The 16,705-nt window shown below is 44.8% G+C and carries 13 protein-coding genes; 9 read left to right on the forward strand and 4 right to left on the reverse strand.

What is annotated here, in order from left to right:
- Window positions 1–8 precede the first annotated feature (8 nt).
- Window positions 9–1,835, reverse strand: a complete 1,827-nt coding sequence (locus V7Q33_RS11395; RefSeq protein WP_333819915.1) for a PAS domain S-box protein — start codon at window positions 1,833–1,835, stop codon at window positions 9–11.
- A 413-nt stretch (window positions 1,836–2,248) separates the two neighbouring features.
- Between V7Q33_RS11395 and V7Q33_RS11400 the strand changes: the two genes are divergently transcribed.
- The 8 genes from V7Q33_RS11400 to V7Q33_RS11435 all read left to right on the forward strand — a co-directional run bounded on the left by V7Q33_RS11400 (window position 2,249) and on the right by V7Q33_RS11435 (window position 12,921).
- Window positions 2,249–4,981 carry a triple tyrosine motif-containing protein gene (locus tag V7Q33_RS11400; protein WP_333819916.1) on the forward strand — a complete coding sequence of 911 codons (2,733 nt, stop codon included), beginning with the start codon at window positions 2,249–2,251 and terminating at the stop codon, window positions 4,979–4,981.
- Between the two features lie 151 nt (window positions 4,982–5,132).
- On the forward strand, window positions 5,133–7,409 hold the full coding sequence (locus tag V7Q33_RS11405; protein ID WP_333819917.1) for a GAF domain-containing protein: 2,277 nt from the start codon (window positions 5,133–5,135) through the stop codon (window positions 7,407–7,409).
- Window positions 7,410–7,541: 132 nt separating this feature from the next.
- A complete protein-coding gene (locus V7Q33_RS11410) occupies window positions 7,542–7,880 on the forward strand; it encodes a hypothetical protein (RefSeq protein ID WP_331975000.1) in 339 nt (112 codons plus the stop codon).
- A 67-nt stretch (window positions 7,881–7,947) separates the two neighbouring features.
- Window positions 7,948–9,624: a GAF domain-containing protein gene (locus tag V7Q33_RS11415; RefSeq protein ID WP_333819918.1), complete on the forward strand. Its 1,677-nt coding sequence runs from the start codon at window positions 7,948–7,950 to the stop codon at window positions 9,622–9,624.
- Between the two features lie 146 nt (window positions 9,625–9,770).
- Window positions 9,771–10,226 carry a hypothetical protein gene (locus V7Q33_RS11420; RefSeq protein WP_331975004.1) on the forward strand — a complete coding sequence of 152 codons (456 nt, stop codon included), beginning with the start codon at window positions 9,771–9,773 and terminating at the stop codon, window positions 10,224–10,226.
- A gap of 47 nt (window positions 10,227–10,273) precedes the next feature.
- Window positions 10,274–11,251, forward strand: a complete 978-nt coding sequence (locus V7Q33_RS11425) for a cytochrome b/b6 domain-containing protein (protein ID WP_333819919.1) — start codon at window positions 10,274–10,276, stop codon at window positions 11,249–11,251.
- Window positions 11,252–11,462: 211 nt separating this feature from the next.
- The gene (locus V7Q33_RS11430; protein ID WP_333819920.1) at window positions 11,463–12,443 is read left to right on the forward strand and encodes an NAD(P)H-quinone oxidoreductase; all 981 of its coding nucleotides are present in this window, start codon (window positions 11,463–11,465) and stop codon (window positions 12,441–12,443) included.
- A 61-nt stretch (window positions 12,444–12,504) separates the two neighbouring features.
- Window positions 12,505–12,921 carry a hypothetical protein gene (locus V7Q33_RS11435; RefSeq protein WP_331975010.1) on the forward strand — a complete coding sequence of 139 codons (417 nt, stop codon included), beginning with the start codon at window positions 12,505–12,507 and terminating at the stop codon, window positions 12,919–12,921.
- A 277-nt stretch (window positions 12,922–13,198) separates the two neighbouring features.
- Here V7Q33_RS11435 and V7Q33_RS11440 read toward each other — a convergent pair whose 3' ends face one another.
- The 3 genes from V7Q33_RS11440 to V7Q33_RS11450 form a co-directional block, all read right to left on the reverse strand.
- Complete coding sequence (locus V7Q33_RS11440) at window positions 13,199–13,885, reverse strand: hypothetical protein (protein WP_333819921.1); 687 nt, start codon at window positions 13,883–13,885, stop codon at window positions 13,199–13,201.
- Complete coding sequence (locus V7Q33_RS11445) at window positions 13,861–14,499, reverse strand: hypothetical protein (protein WP_333819922.1); 639 nt, start codon at window positions 14,497–14,499, stop codon at window positions 13,861–13,863. Before V7Q33_RS11445 ends, V7Q33_RS11440 begins: the two co-directional genes overlap by 25 nt.
- 290 nt (window positions 14,500–14,789) lie before the next feature.
- Window positions 14,790–15,677 (reverse strand): diacylglycerol/lipid kinase family protein, encoded by an 888-nt coding sequence (locus V7Q33_RS11450; protein WP_333819923.1) that lies wholly within the window; start codon window positions 15,675–15,677, stop codon window positions 14,790–14,792.
- Window positions 15,678–15,769: 92 nt separating this feature from the next.
- On the opposite strand from V7Q33_RS11450, the gene surE reads away from it, so the two are divergent.
- Entirely contained in the window at window positions 15,770–16,504 is a 735-nt protein-coding gene (surE, locus tag V7Q33_RS11455) for a 5'/3'-nucleotidase SurE (RefSeq protein WP_331975018.1), read from the forward strand.
- The last annotated feature ends 201 nt before the right edge of the window (window positions 16,505–16,705 follow it).

Below are 16,705 nucleotides of genomic sequence, written 5' to 3' on the forward strand. Positions count from 1 at the left end.
AAATGGGGTTAGTTTTTTTTCAGAGAGAAATAAAAAATCGCACCTTCGCCTTCTTTACCCTCCGCCCACACTTTTCCTCCATGGCGCGATACAACTCGTTTCACAATGGCGAGTCCAACACCGGTTCCCTGGTATTCCTGCGGATTGTGAAGCCGCTGAAAAACTCCAAACAACTTGTTATAGTATTCCATGTCAAAACCTACACCATTATCTTTTACATAATAATGTGTTTCTCCATGCTGCGGTATACATCCTATAATGATATGCGGTGCGGCTTTCTTGGATGAATATTTAAACGCGTTGGAAACGAGATTCAGGAATACCTGTTTCATCAACGCTATATCTGCTTCTGCCATCGGTAGTTCATGCACTTCAACTTCGGCGTTACCTCTTGTTTCTTTCAGCTCTTCGAGTACCGATTGCACCAGGGTATTCATATCGATGGGCGTGACCTGTATATCTTTCATACCGATGCGCGAGAGCGTAAGCAGGTCGTCAATGAGATTGCCCATCTTAGTAACGTTCCGGCGAATATTGCCAAGTAAACGTTTACCTTCTTCATCGGTGGTTTCGAAGCGATTCAGAAACATGGCAATGAAGCCATCGATGGCCCGGAGAGGGGCACGCAAATCGTGCGATACAGAATAAGAAAATGACTCCAGTTCTACGATATGCTCTTCCAGTTCAAGATTCAGCTGTTGGATGCGTTGCTCGGCAAGCTTGCGTTCTGTAATGTCGCGTATCGCCGCCAGTGCTAATGTACCTTCTTCTGTTTCGAGCGGACTAAGACTGATCTCTACCGGAAATTCAGAGCCATCTTTTCGTTTACCGTATAACTCCAGGCCTATGCCCATGCCGCGGATGCGCGGATCACGAAAGAAATTTTTACGATGCCCCGGGTGTGCACCATGAAACCGCTCCGGTATAAGTACTTCTATTTCCTTACCTTCTATCTCACGCCTTTCATATTGAAATATATTCTGAATCTGCGCATTCACCATTTGTATCTTTCCATCCTGGCCTACAATCACCATGGCATCGGGGGCAGACTCCAGCAATCCTTTAAATTTCTCTTCCGATTTCTTTCGTTCCGTTATATCGCGAATCGCCGCCAGTGCCAGTATACCTTCCGTTGTCTCCAGCGGGCTGAGACTAATCTCTACCGGAAATTCGGTGCCATCTTTTCGTTTACCGTATAACTCCAGGCCTATACCCATGCCGCGCACGCGCGGATCATGGAAAAATCCTTCACGGTGTTTAGGATGATGCTTGTGATAACGATCGGGGATAAGTACTTCAATGTTTTGATTGTGCAACTCATCGCGGGTGAAGAGAAAAAGCTTTTCAGTTTGCGTATTCGCCATTTGTATCCTTCCATCGTTGCCTACAATGATCATGGCATCAGGTGCTGATTCCAACAGCGATCTGAATGTTTCCTGTGGTGTATGATGCCGCCTGAAATCACGCGCAATGCTGGCGATACCCGTAATTTCTCCTGCGCCATTCCGGATCGGCGATGCCATTATGGAAAGATATATAGTTTTGCCGTTCTTATGTACCTGCTCTGTTTCGTAATGATCGATGAATTCACCTTTGAGAATGCGTGTTGTGATCAGCGTTTCTTCCTGCAAACGATCGGCCGGAATGATCTGTGCTATATTTTTACCGATTACCTCGGCGTGCGTATATCCCAGCAGTTTTTCAGCTCCGCGATTCCAGCTGGTAATTGTACCATCCGGAGTTTTGCTCACAATAGCATCTTCAGCGTTTTCTACAATAGAAGCTTGCAGGGATGCATTTTCAGTTAACGGTTTTGTAGCGAACGGTTCGATCATGATACTAACGTGGTTAATCTCCAATCCGTGGTGCTTCATACTGGTTTCCACACCGCCCCGACACAAGTATGTTGCTATAGAGTAACAGAATCGTTACTTAAGATAATCTTCTGCATGAACTTATCCAAGCGTAATGATTTGAATTTACCGGTGGCTCCGGGCCATCTGGTTTTATCTGTGCAGGCGTTTAAACGCACATGAACGTAACGGTACGTTTGCTAACGTTTTACCGAAGGGGTGTTCCGTAGAATTACAGACATTTTGCTCGGTAATTAAAGCACGTACCCTTCCTGAATATTGCAGAGAAACAGTTTTTTCGGATTGCTCTACATTTGAGTGTACATATAGGTCCCGCACAGTCTGCTTGTGCAACGCATTGTTCGAAACTTGCGGGACACCTAACCGATAACAGGATGAAGCGACAGGTAATTATTGCAGCCTTTTTGATTTTATATTACATAACAGGTGCTGCACAGGAGGGGGATTATTTTTTAACACAGCATACCTACGATAATAATCGTTTCGATACAGAGAATTTCGCCATAGAGCAAGATGCTAACGGGCTTGTTTATGTAGCCAACAAACATGGAGTCTTACACTACGATGGGCGCCATTGGGATCTTGTGTCGTGCCCCGGTACTGTATATGATATACATGTAACGCCTGCCAACCAGGTATATGTTGCCGGTAAAATGGGCATTGGGTATTTGCAATATACCATGGGCTTTTCTATGGCTCAATATATAGCGCTGCCTCAAAAAGTATCTTCTGAAGGAGTTTTCAAGATTGAACAGCAGGGCGATGATATCTTCTTCCTCAGCAGCGAAGCGCTTTACATATACCATCAGGCGAAGCGAACCATCCAACGCATTCCCGCACCTGAAGACAACAGCCTTGTGAATATGTTTTTGCTTTCCGGCAAACTGATCGTGCAGGCACAAGACAAATCATTTTATATACCTGCGGGAAAAACGTTGCAGGTAACAGAAACGGGGCTGCCTAAAGGTGCATGGGTCGTGTTCGCAGCAGCACAACCTGAAAACCCTTCCGTATCTCTCGTGGCCACACATCAGAACGAGTTATTCTGGTTGCGCAACGGCGGTGCTACACGCGTTAACCTGAACGATGACCGATACCTGGAACGGTCGGAGCCTACCTCGTGCCGGTGGGTAAACAAAGACCTTGTTGCTATAGGCACGCTTCGCGGAGGTGTAGTATTCATCAAAACCACCACGGGTACACTGGATAAGATTGTAAACTATCACACGGGCCTGCCTGACAATGAGGTGTATGCCCTCGGAAGCGATCGCGATCAGGGTATATGGGTGGCACACGCGTATGGTTTTACACGCATTGCCCCCGCATTGCCGTTCCGTTGTTATTCCAATTTTCCAGGTATAGATGGTAATCTCCTGTCAGTAATGCCCTTTGAAGGCTCCGTATACATCGGCACAAGCACAGGCCTGTACCTGTTGGAAACGGTAAAGGCAGTGAAAGAAGCGCCTGTATCGACTGGCAGGCGTAACGTGGCAACACAGCGTAAACCAGTGCAAACGCAACAGGTAGCCGTGCAGGAGAGTGAGCCTCCGGTAGAAACAAAATCAAATCGCAAGCTCTTTGGATTCCTGCGTTCCAAAAAGAAGAAATCTGAAGAAGCAGAAGCGAAAGAAAAAGAGACACCTCCTGTTATAGCAGATACCAAGACAGAGGTAAAAAATATTCAGAATAAGATTCTCGTGCGTTCGCACAAAAATCGGACAGAGCAAAAATCGGCACCTGATGAAATACAGTATCGCTACCGGCCGGTAGCCGGCTATACTGGCAAGAGTGTGAGCATAAAACAATGGAGAAACAGTATAATAGCGGGAGGCAGTGGTGGTCTCTTTGAAATTCAACATGGAAAAGCAACAAAGATCGATTCAGACCATACACTGGCATTTGCCTGTAATGGCAGCACGGGCGAAATCGTTTCTTTTACGGTAGATCACCGGCTTAAGATATTCTCCAAGAAACAGGCATCCTGGGCGTTGGTTACTTCCCGCACTATTGATGATGAAGTAATACACATCAATAACGAACGAAAGAATGAGATATGGCTCAGTGGCCGCAACGCCATATACCGGTTAAAACAAGACAGTGCCCAGGCCTACTCCAAGTTCAGTACGCTGCGTATCGAGAATGCTTATAACGACAATGTCTACGCGTTCACCCGCAAGGGCAACATATATTTCATTGCTTCGCACGACTGTTTTTACTACGATTCTACCCGCAACATCCTGTTGCACGATCGGGCTATGCGAAAAGAGCTTGGCAAGATTGATCGCGTTATTCAGAGCAACGAAAACATCTGGGTATATCACAATTCACAATGGACCTGTTTGTCTGACAGCCGCATATCGCACGAAAGCCTTAACGTGTTGGGATTCTTCAAGCAGATCAAATCCCTGTACGTGCAGCCTAATGGACAGTTCTGGGTAACGACCGGAACGAATGAGTTATACAAAATATCATCGCAGACGTACACCGCTCAACCTTCACTGCATAAAGTGCTGGTAAAACAGGTGTTAAGTAAGGATGGAAAGCCACTGCCTTTGAAAAATCTGAAAGTTGATCAGGATAACAGTTCGCTTGCCTTTGAATTTATTCATCCCGATTACCTGGGCCTGTTAGGTTTACAGTATCAATATAAGCTGGATGGCCTATCCGGAAACTGGACAGATTGGACTTCAGATGCTTCTTTGTCGTATCAACTGTTGCCGGCGGGCACATATGACCTCCACGTGCGTATAAAGGACGCGTTGGGTGAGACATCGGAAACACATCTCATGCATTTTAGAGTAGTGCCTCCTTATTGGAAGACTTCGTGGTTCTATTTACTCGAAATAATTTTCTTCGGATCACTGCTGTTTCTCACGTTCCGTTTAAACCGGAATCAAAAAGGCAATCGCTATGAATTTATTACGCGGATACTCACATTTCTCACCTTGATCCTCATCATTGAACTGATTCAGAATCTGGCTGCCAGTTATTGGACTACAGACACTTCGCCCGTGGTGAACTTCTTTGTGCAGGCTGTTATTGCCCTCCTGGTTTATCCGGTAGAAAAAGGCCTGAAAACGTTTCTCTCGGGTAAGGGTGCTACCTAATATAGGGCTAGGTCTATGTATTTATACGGAGGCGATTTTCAGTAAATATTGATTCGTGGGTAAGCATTAAACCAGACATACTATTGTATACCGCAGATTTACCTTTGCCATAGTTCTTTTAAAATCGACCCAAGTGTCCCAACCGTGGAGTATGAAAATTAGATTTACTTTATCAGGGCAGATGTCAGCCGGCTACCTGTTTATCGTTTTGGTGGCGGCCCTAGTAACATTCGTTTGTTATCGGTCTCTTAATACCAATGAAGAGCTCGAAAACAAAGTTCAGCAGGTATATTCTCCTGTATATCTTTCGTTGAAAGATCTCAACGAATTGCAGTATAACTCACTGCGTCTTACAAACCGTTGGATTTTTCAACCAAATCCTGAAGACAAGCAAACGCTCATTGATATACACAAGGTAGACTACCTTGCGTTGAAGCGCAGGCTTGAAAAGATATGCGCCGATGCCCATGACGCTCAGCTCACGGAAGAAATAAATGGCTTGCTGACCGATGTTCAGAAAATGCTGCTGGGCCAAAATGAAATCATGGAATTGCTGAAGACGGATTCTTCCTACAATCCGGTACGATTAGATAAGGCCATCAAGATTCTTGACCGTAACATTACCCCCAATGTGAAGCAAATTGAAAGCAAGCTCGACAAGACGTTGCTCTTCCAAAAAAACCACATGCAAGCCATTTATAGCGAGAAGGCATACAACCGGGTAACCATTATCTATTTACTTATAGGCATGCTCGTGTTTTGCACGGTGGCATCCATTGCTTCGTATTACTTCACTGTTAAAAAGGTTGTGAAACCGATTATGCAGTTAAAACAAGTCATTGTAAAGATGGGTGAAGGCGATATGGTTGACGTCAAGTTCAACGAGCGTAATGATGAAATTGGATTGATCATGAAGGCGATCAAGGGCTTGATGGTAGGAATGAACGCCAGGCTTACGTTCGCCGAGCAGATCGGCAACGGCAATTATACCGACACTTCCTTCACATTACTGAGTGATAAGGATGCAATGGGAAAAGCGCTGATCGACATGCGTCAGAACCTGAAGCGCAATGCTGAAAACGAACGCCAGCGTAACTGGTCTGTGGCTGGCCTTGCCGAGTTTGCCGAGATTATTCGCAACGAGAACGATTTTCAAAAACTGGGCGATGCTATTATCAGTAACCTGGTACGGTATACAGACTCCAATCAGGGAGGTTTATTCATCTGTGAAAGTGCTTCTGAAGACTCAGAAGAGGAGCATCTCAAACTGTTGTCATGCTATGCCTGGGATAAAAAGAAATTCGAAGAACGGATCATCTACAGAGGTCAGGGTCTGGTAGGGCAGTGTTGGGAAGAAGGTGCGCCCATATTCATGAGTCAGGTGCCGGCAGATTATGTGAACATAACATCCGGATTGGGCTATGCTACGCCACGTTGCATCTTTATTGTGCCTCTCAAAGTAAACGAGACTATATATGGTGTTTTGGAACTTGCATCATTCGAGCCCTATAAAACCTATAAGCAGGATTTCATTGTAAAAGTCTGCGAAAATATAGCCTCTGCTGTAGCGGCAGCACGCACTAACGAACAAACCCGGAAACTGTTGCAACTGAGCCGCCAGCAGGCAGAAGAAATGCGCGCACAGGAAGAAGAGATGCGCCAGAATATGGAAGAGCTGGCCGCTACGCAGGACGAAATGATGCGTGTGCTTACAGAGACGCAAAACAAAGAGCGTTTTCTGCAGGAGATGATGAACGCATCAACCGATTCCATTGTCACTTTCGATCATGCTTATAAGGTATTAAGCTATAACCGGGCAGCAATTGAAGAGTTTAAGCGCGTGGGAATCCGATTGGAGGCAGGTGCTAATTTGTTAACGCTTCTTTCTTCGTATGAAGGACTAAAACAAATATATGATCGGGCGCTTGCTGGCGAATTGATAGAGATGGAGAATGAGTCTGAAGGCAAAAATTATATAGTTCATTATGTTCCGATTCGTTCCGTGGATGGAGCAGTAACTGCGGTTGCTGTCTTTATTAAGGATGTAACCGTGATTATGCAGGCAAAACAGGAAGCTGACCGGTTATTGACGGAAAGTCAGGCACAGGAAGAAGAGTTGCGCCAGACCATGGAAGAACTGCAGGCTACAATGGAGAGTGAAGCCAAGCGCACGCGTGAATTAGAACGTAACGCGGCTCAACTGGAAGCACAAAAGCAGATGATGACCAAGACTATTGAAAAGCTGCGTATACAGGAAGCTGAAACCAGGGCGAAGTCAGATGAGCTTGCCTTGAAGGAGCAGCAGGTTATAGCACAGCAAACGATGATGGAGCAAACGGTGAGAGAATTTATAGAAAATGAAGCGGTGTTGCGTCAGCAACTTGAAGAGAAAGAACAGATCATTGCCGCACTGAGCAATCCTGTTTAAAATGAAGCACGCGAACGTATATCCGGGTATATATCAGAATAACAAGTATATATCACGGAATGAATATAAAGCTGGATGAAAAACCTGGAGACGGAACATGTACGGATAAGTTTTAACCATGCCGATGGCTATTTGGATATAATATTTAGCGGATTCGTTTCCTATGAAGAACTCGCAGAAGCAATCCGGTATGAATTGATGATGATACACCACTATACCATCCGCAAGTGTATTGTGAACTTACAGAAGATTGCTATATATCCTAAAGGAGGAGTAGACCACGTCAGAAATGTGTGGTTCCCTGAGGTGGTGAAGGCAGGTATTACCCATGTTGCCTTTATTGTTCCGGAGAATATGTTCGCCCAGCTCGATATGCAGGCGGCTCATACCGAGGCGGAAGAGAAGAAAGTGATGCACACAAAATACTTCATCGAGGCAAGTACTGCGCTGGAGTGGATAAGAAAGTTTTGAGAAGTTACTGGATGACAGATGTACTGCGGAAGTAAGGATTGTGAGTTGTTAAACAGATAAAACATTTATGAAATTTCTTCAAGTTCTTAAGAAAAATAGCATTGTTGCTGTCATAGCGTTTGTCTCGGCATTACTTGTTGTTAACGTTGCGCTGATCTTTTATAACAAAAAGATTATTGTAAAGAATAGCGAGACCATGCACGAATCAGAAGTAATAATCTCTCGATCAGATCAACTTGTTAATTACTTCTTGCATAATTTCGATCTTGCTGTTCGTGGCTATTTTATTACCAAAAAGCCGGAAATGTTTGGTCCCGCAGAAGAAGCTACAGGCCGCATTGATAGAAATTTCGACATCTTAAGAGAAGGACTGGTTAAACAAGGTTATGATGTTGGGCCGCTGGATGGCTTACGCAACACTTACAAGGAGTATGCAGAATTTATCCTTGAAATGAAGCGAATGGTAGACATAGACAGTATGGCTACATTTCGTAACATGCTGGCGGAAGACCGTGGTCTTAAAGTGTATTTGCAATGGAACGAAATAAATACCAAAATCGTAGCATTTGAAGGACAGATAAAAACAACAGCCGAAGAAGAGTATCAGGCCGCAGTGAATAATAATTTGTACTTGCAGGCATTTATACTACTCATAGGATTGCCAACACTGGGGTACGTGGTTTACAAAATACGCAACGATGATCGCAGTCGATCAACGCTGCTCATAGAATTGGATCAAAATAACCGGAAATATGTTTTTAACCCCGGTACCGACCAGACAATAACAGATCCGAAGAAAGTTATCGAGAGCTCCATCGTGAACCTGCAGCAGGCGAGCGAATTTATTGAGAGTATATCGCAGGGTAAATATGGCATCGAGTGGAATGGTTTGAATGATGAAAACGAACCTTTGAACGAAACGAACCTCGCGGGCAGACTTACCAATATGCGTGATCAGCTGAAGCAGATGAAACGCGAGGAAGAGCGCAGGTTGTGGACAAACGAAGGACTTACCAAATTTTCGGAGACGGTACGAAATCATCAGAATAATCTGAGTGAATTGTCGCAGGAAGTAATACGCTTCTTAACCCGCTACATGCAGGCGCAGCAGGGAGGTTTATTTGTGATAAAAGAAGATGAACAAAAACCTTACCTGGAGCTGGCAGCTTGCTACGCTTTCGATAGAAGAAAATTCATTGAGCGCAGAATCGAGATTGGCGTGGGCATGATCGGTCAGGCTTATCTGGAAGGGCAAACTACTATGCTTACCAAACTTCCGCAGGGGTATACCTATATCACATCCGGTATGGGCGAAGCAACGCCAGGCTGTTTATTGATTGTGCCGATGAAGTACAACGATAAAACAGAAGCGATCATTGAGCTTGCAAGCCTTGAAAAATTTGAGGATCACCAGATCCAATTCCTTGAGAAGGCAGGAGAGTTTGTAGCGTCTGCATTGCAGGCCGTGAGAACCACAGATAAGATGCAGAGTCTGCTGGAGGCATCACAGCGTCAGGCAGAAGAGATGCGCTCCACAGAAGAGGAGATGCGCCAGAATCTCGAAGAACTGCAGGCCACCCAGGAGGAAATGGTGCGCAAGCAAAAGGAATTAGACCGTGTGCGGGAAGAAGAAGCTGAACGTGCTAAAAAAGTAGCGGAGAGCAACCGGCAGGCTACCACTAAAATAATAGAGAAACTTAAAGCTACAGAAGAAGAACTTCGGAGATTGAAAGCGGGCCAATAGTATAGGCTGGTATATAAAGTTGCTGTCAGAAACTGAAACGGTATTGCCAGACAGGGTAAGTGCCATGAAGAAAAGGAAGTGTAGGATTATCGAATAATATCACAGGGATGTCACGCAATAAAACAATAACAAATTGTAAAAGCTCCGTGAGTGCAGTAGAGTTGTTGAAGCTCACTACTATATCGGGTCGTAAATATCTTACCATTACCATGCTGGAAGGTGAGGTTATGGAGGTAACGTGGGAGGGATTTACACCCGAGAGTATATTTCGTGCCGGTATAGACAGTATGTCGGATCTGGCTGCAGAGCGTTATCCAACGGCAATCATATTCAATACATTAAACCATCAGGGGATCAGTTTTGAGTCGCAGCAGTACGCTGTGCTGGCACTGTCAGAATATGTAAAGAAATACTTTTCAATTGTCCGCCCGGAGCAAAGATTCCGAAGAATTATGGTAGTGCGCGAGAACACGTATCGCGACAGCGGTGCCACTGGTTACTTTATGAAATTAACGGAGGCCAGGATTGAAACCGTTTATGTTGATAATGTTGAGCAGGCGTATACTATTCTCAACATGCAGGCATGCCTGGTTCATAAATAAAGATGTACTGATCATACCATGTGCCTGTTAGCAAATTCAGGAACAGAATGATGCAAATGAAACTGATCAATCCATATCCGCAGCAAAGCTTTACGCTTGAGGTGAATATTTTACTGCGTTTTTTACGCAGTACAGTATTGATCATTTTTATCTATATACTGTACGACGCTATTTGTGGACGCGGCTTTGATAATATTCTGAAAGCTGTTATTACCGCGATGGTTTTTGTAGCCTGCTATATATGGGTAATCCGCAGCCACGGCTCCAGATGGTCTAAATATGTATCCGTTGGCATGATTATGACTTCGATTACAGCGGGATTCTTTTTTCAGGGCGGTATGTTTAGCGTGAATGGATTCGACATGTTTGGTCTTATCATTGCGTTGATCATTATTTTTACCGGCCGGGAGCGCATAGTTTTCGTTGCTCTCTATTTGATGATTATGACGGGTATGATCCTTACCCAGCTCTATCGACCGGAATGGGTTGCAGATTTGCGCAGTGATGATCACGTTGCTATGAACGTTCTTGAAATACTGATGCGTATCGGTAATATACTTTATATCAGCTTTGAGTATAAACTTGAATTTGAAAGAGAACGTGAGCGCGTGTTCGAGGCCAATAAAAAATTGGAGGAGGCAAATGCTGAAGTATCTGCGCAAAATGAGGTTATCGCCAGTTACAGTAAAAGACTGGAAGCGTTGGTTGAAGAGCGAACAAAAGATATCCAGATGTTGAATCGGAAGCTTATTGAGTACGCATTTTTCAATTCTCACAAAGTACGTGGGCCATTGGCAAGGATTCTGGGTCTTGTATATCTGGTCAAACTCACCAGGTCATCAGAAGATGAGTTTTCACCCCAGACGTTTAATTCACATATTGAGATGTTGGAGAAATGTGCGAACGAGCTCGACACGGTAATTAAAGAGATTACGGTGATACTGGATAAGGAGACAAAAGATCTCCTGGACTATAACTCTGCACTTTCAACAGTGTCCGAGCGTGCACAACAGTCTTGCAAGTAGTACAATTCCTCCCTTTTTAACAGTATTTGTTGTCATCCGTTAATCCTCCCGCGCGAGTGATTTAAATCTTCTTCTGCTTCCCGGGAAATAAATTTTAATGGACATACTTTCGGGTGTGCCCATTTTTTGTTCGTGCCCAGATGGGTGGGGGATAGGTCAATCCCAAGTAATCATTTTTTTACTAACATTGTTCATAGAACATGTATAGTATATGAAAGCGATCGTGATTGAACAACCGGGCGGCCCGGAAGTGTTGCAGTTGCAGGAGCGCCCGCAACCTGAACCTGCTGAACAGGAAGTGCTTATACAAGTGAAAGCGTCAGGTGTGAACCGTCCCGATATAGCGCAGCGCAAAGGTCACTATCCGCCCCCTGCAGGAACAATACAAGATATACCGGGGCTGGAAGTAGCAGGCATTGTAGCGAAGATTGGCACGCGAGTGACTCGCTGGAACATTGGAGATCGTGTATGTGCCTTGGTAGCAGGAGGTGGATATGCCGGGTATTGCGCCGTGCCGGAAGGACAATGCCTGCCTATACCTGCCAACCTCGATTTTTCTGAGGCCGCATCATTGCCCGAAACATTCTTCACCGTATGGAGCAACGTGTTTGACCGTGGAAGACTGCAGTCGGGAGAGAGCCTGCTTGTGCATGGGGGTTCCAGTGGTATAGGGGTAGCCGCTATACAGATGGCAAAGGCGTGGGGAGCAACGGTATATAGCACAGCAGGCAGCGCAGAGAAATGTAACTTTTGCGAGTCGCTGGGTGCCAGTCGGGCAATCAACTATAAAACAGAGAAATTCAGAGATGTTATGCTGCAGGTAACAGAAGGCAGAGGTGTAGACGTTATACTGGATATGATCGGTGGCGACTATACTTCGGGCAATCTTGATATACTGGCGGAAGAAGGAAGACTTGTGTTGATCAATGTAATGCGGGGTGATGAAGTGTCGATGAAACTTTCACAGATCATGCGCAAGCGCCTTACGATTACCGGCTCGACCCTGCGGGCTCGCGATAGTGCATTTAAGGCGACTGTAGCTGCCAACCTCGAAAAATATGTATGGCCATGGCTCATATCCGGTATAATAAAGCCTGTTATTTACAAGACCTTTCCTTTAGCAGAAGCTGCCGCTGCACACCGCCTTATGGAGAGCAGCGAGCATATTGGCAAGATTGTTTTGCTTACGTGAACAAATGGCGAAATAGAGCGAGAGGTATGTTTGCCGTGTAAAATATTTGTAGATTCGAAGCATGAACCCGAAAGTTTTTGAGGCACCTTATGCCTCTGTAACCTATTATCCTGAAAAGCGACTGTTGGTGTTGATCTGGGATGGCAGCCCTTCTACCGAAGAATATAAAAAACCGTTTATGGCCATGCTTGAGTATGGCAGGAAATACCCGGTGGATTGTATGCTTTCGGATATATCGCGCCAGGGTGTAATCAGTCCGGATAATCGCAAGTGGTTTGAAAAAGAGATGATGCCGTTAGCCGCACAGGCGGGACTCAGGCGAGCAGCGATCGTTACCAATGGTAATGCATTCAAATTATACTATATCAATCTTATTTTAGGCGCAGTAAATAAGTTTTCCATTACCACCAAGCTTTTCAACAAGCAGAACGAAGCTCTGGAGTGGCTCGATCACTTTAGAGTAGAAGTGAATAGTTAGCGGAGAACAGCCAGCTTACACTAATATCAGCGAGTTTTTAAATTTCTGTTTTTTCAGTACTGATAGCAAATTTCCAACGGGTCGACATTTGTTAATCGTTGTCAGGAAGAGTATGCTAACGGTTACCCTGTAACGATCTGTGCTATTCTGTGATTTCTGCGGGAACAAAATGCATTTATTTCCCACAGATTTCACAGAATGACACGGAAAATAAGTATTCATTATCCGGTTATTAGTTATCCGTTATCAGATGTTCTTGTTCAATTTTCATAGACAATCAACTCCTCTTTTCCCCGGCATAGTATAGCCCAGCTGCGAGCAGTAGATTCCTCATAATATTATTCAGGTTATGAAACATCCAGACGGTGAGCACTTCATCTTCGTGAAGGTTTTCAAATACGAATGTGCTGAAGATAAAGATCACCAGGTTGAGTCCGAAGTAATACGCCACAGCGGTGTTGATCCAGAAGAACGGCAACCGCTTTATCTTCTGGGCATCGGTTGTACCCAACAGATGGTCGTAATATACAACGGCATAACCAAGCGCCAATACGCTGCATAGCGTAGTAACGTAATTCTGCATGCGCTCTATACCGTGAATGCAGAATGTATCGATAACGAATACGGCCGCGCTGAATGCAAAGAACGAGTATATGGCAGGCTTTGCATTGCGAAGTAAGCGTGCGTACATCAGGCTCAATATTCCAAAGCTGACGATAAAGTAAACATTGATCAGGAATATATTGGCGATCTGGTATCTCGCCAATATATAACTTCCAATATCCGTAACTACCGATGCCAGGAAGAAAATACCCAGCAGCCGGTATTGCCGAAACTTCAAAACATGTTTTCTTCTAACGAGAAAATAGATAGGCACAACGATTGAAAAATAAGAGATATAAATCAGTGCCTTGGAGATTTCATGCACCATATCGCTCATTACTTTGGACATACCGGTGGACATGGAGAAGATGCATCTTCATAACCTGAGCCTGCCGTTCTGCCGTTTGTGCGAGCTGGCGAAGGAGCCGTTAACAGCAATTGTGGATTATTGTTGTCGTCTCTGGCAAACGATACCACCACATCTGCCTTACCGCCGGTCCACAGGCGTGAGAACGTATTTTGCCCGAAAAAGTGAGACTGTACCGACCCCGTATAATTCTTGATCCAGCATTGTGCTGTTTGCCACGTTACATCACCATTTTGAGTGTACACCGTTTTCGACTTGATCCACCGGCCATTCGAATTCACACCAATAGGGAGTATGTGTAAGCGATGTTGAAAGTCCACGGCATATACCAGGCTGATGCCCACGCAGTTACCACCGCTTAGAATGGCGGCCAGTGGAGCGGATTTAATGGTATAAGTTGCCTGAGTGGTACTGGAGCTTTCGTAATTGTCGATCCAACGCTCGCCCTGGTCATAATCAATAGGGGCACCTACCGTTGGGTTGAAAGGATTTGTCTGTTGCTCAGTTCGCGCTGCACTGCTTACTGTACCGGTGCCTGAGCTGCCGGGAGAATCGTTCTGTATCGTTACGGGATGCTCTGAACATGCCGTGCTGATAATAAGCGCCATAATAATGACCGCAGGTTTTGATAGGATAGGTTTTCGTTTCATAGATATAATGTAGTTGAGTTGATTCGTTTTAGGTATAAGCTATCGGTTATAGTACAAGTATATTTGAATTATACCGAATATGGTATACCCGAAAATTCGAGTTAATGAGTACAAGGGGGATATATACAATAATTACCTGTATAAATTTTGAAAATATATACCTAAGTTTTAGATATGTATTGAAAAAAAAGTCCAAAAAAAAGTTTAAAATTTTTTTTCTGACCGATGTAATATCCGGGTAAAAATCATCAATGTTCAACCGTCAGGAACCGGACGGCATCGGGTTGCAGCTCCACCTTGATCTCGATGGCCTTCGATAATTTGATGTAGGCATCGTCTACGTGCAGGTGAACGCCTTCCCAGTATATTTTGAGCTTTTTGGCTTTGAGAATGTTGAAAAAGGCAGGCTCTTCTTTTCCCATAATCTTACTGAGAATATAGTTGGCAAATTGGTCGCGTTGAGCGGCTGCGATCAATACCACCTCAAATTCGCCATCTCCCGGGTCGGCAAACGGAACCAGGTTCAGGTTCGGGCCGATTGATCGTGTGTTCATCACTTCAGCCATCAGGTAGTTACCGCTGTATTCGGCATCGTCAATCTGTATCCGGCATGTGCGCGCTTCGTAGGTCATAATAATATCGTGAAGCAACTCCAGGGCTGTGCGCAGCTTCTTGTCCGGAACCTCTTTCTTTTTGCCTTCCTTCTGCATCGCCCGCATCAGTTTGGGAAAAACTCCGAAACCAAGTCCTTCCAGAAAGAATTTCTCTTCTTTCAGATTATAGATGCGTCCTACATCAAACGGTCTTGTCCTCTGGGCGCTCCATCCCTGTATAATCGAATCAGCGTCTTCCGGCAAGTCGAGTGTTTTGGCAATATTGTTGGCAGTACCGAGTGGTATAAGGCCAATAGGCAATCGCTTGTTTAATAATTCAATCACTACTTTCCGCACGGTGCCATCGCCACCTGCTACAACAATGAAGTCTTCTTCGCCTGCCTCCAATTTTTCCCATCCCTCTTCTTTTGTAGAGGAATAGCTACATGTATATCCGGCTTTTAGTAGTGATGAAACGATTTTGTGTTCGATCTCAGAGCCTTCTCCTGCCTTGGGATTGTGTATAAACTTTGCTGACTTCATACGAGCGACTTCATTCTGATAGCACTCCGGAAATAATTATAGTGCCTGGTACGAATATTAATGATCTTATTTCGATAGAAAAGAAGTCTTGCATGAAAATACTTGTCACAAATGATGATGGCATCTATAGCCCTGGCATAGCGTGCCTTGCCAGGATAGCCGCCCGCTTCGGCGAAGTACGTGTAGTAGCGCCCGATGTGGAGCAGTCATCCATGGGACATGCCATTACTGCATCACGTCCATTGTTCTATAAGAAGTCGCCTATCAACTTCGGAAATATAGAGGCCTATCGGGTAAATGGTACGCCAGCTGATTGCGTAGCACTCGGCTCGCATTTGTCAAGCACAGATGTAGTGCTCTCCGGTATAAATATGGGTTCCAACCTGGGCAATTCCATGTGGCATTCCGGTACGCTGGCAGGTGCCAAGCAGGCAGTATTATTGGGCATGAAAGGTATAGCATTGAGTACACCTGCCGGTAAAGCAGAGCCTGACTTTAATACATTAGAACCCTTTGTAGAGAAAACACTTTCGCTATTGTTGGAGAACCCGAACCTATCCTTGGTAAATGTAAACTTTCCACCTAACCCGGTAGGTATAAAGTGGACACGACAGGCCGTGCAGCAATACGATGGCAAGATTGTTCCGGGTACTGACCCCATGGGCCGCAAACATTACTGGTTTACCGTAGTGCCCCTGGAGGCTGCTGAAGAAGGAACAGATCGCTGGGCCATTGATAACGGGTGGGTGTCGATCACTCCGCTGCGGCTTGATCTTACCAACGAACAGGAATTGATGAAAGTGCTACAGAAAACTCCCACTACTTAAAAAAAGCTTTATAACATCTATACTATATATACTGTATACCGGTTGCATTTGATGTATCAACATATTAACGATGTGTGAAGAAAAGTATAAGAAAACACGATACATATACTCCTCTGTGTTATAACGTGAAAATAAAATCACGCACTTGCTATTGCTTGGCATAAAAATTAAAGAAATTAATAGCGCTGCAATTTTTTGGTA

This window comes from Ohtaekwangia sp. (genome assembly GCF_036786105.1).
Taxonomy (GTDB): Bacteria; Bacteroidota; Bacteroidia; order Cytophagales; family Cyclobacteriaceae; genus Ohtaekwangia.

Excerpts from the sequence above, each read along its gene's own strand:
- V7Q33_RS11395 (WP_333819915.1), bottom strand. The coding sequence starts at position 1,835 with ATGATCGAACCGTTCGCTACAAAACCGTTAACTGAAAATGCATCCCTG.
- V7Q33_RS11400 (WP_333819916.1), top strand. The coding sequence starts at position 2,249 with ATGAAGCGACAGGTAATTATTGCAGCCTTTTTGATTTTATATTACATA.
- V7Q33_RS11405 (WP_333819917.1), top strand. The coding sequence starts at position 5,133 with ATGAAAATTAGATTTACTTTATCAGGGCAGATGTCAGCCGGCTACCTG.
- V7Q33_RS11415 (WP_333819918.1), top strand. The coding sequence starts at position 7,948 with ATGAAATTTCTTCAAGTTCTTAAGAAAAATAGCATTGTTGCTGTCATA.
- V7Q33_RS11425 (WP_333819919.1), top strand. The coding sequence starts at position 10,274 with ATGATGCAAATGAAACTGATCAATCCATATCCGCAGCAAAGCTTTACG.
- V7Q33_RS11430 (WP_333819920.1), top strand. The coding sequence starts at position 11,463 with ATGAAAGCGATCGTGATTGAACAACCGGGCGGCCCGGAAGTGTTGCAG.
- V7Q33_RS11435 (WP_331975010.1), top strand. The coding sequence starts at position 12,505 with ATGAACCCGAAAGTTTTTGAGGCACCTTATGCCTCTGTAACCTATTAT.
- V7Q33_RS11440 (WP_333819921.1), bottom strand. The coding sequence starts at position 13,885 with ATGTCCACCGGTATGTCCAAAGTAATGAGCGATATGGTGCATGAAATC.
- V7Q33_RS11445 (WP_333819922.1), bottom strand. The coding sequence starts at position 14,499 with ATGGCGCTTATTATCAGCACGGCATGTTCAGAGCATCCCGTAACGATA.
- V7Q33_RS11450 (WP_333819923.1), bottom strand. The coding sequence starts at position 15,677 with ATGAAGTCAGCAAAGTTTATACACAATCCCAAGGCAGGAGAAGGCTCT.
- surE (WP_331975018.1), top strand. The coding sequence starts at position 15,770 with ATGAAAATACTTGTCACAAATGATGATGGCATCTATAGCCCTGGCATA.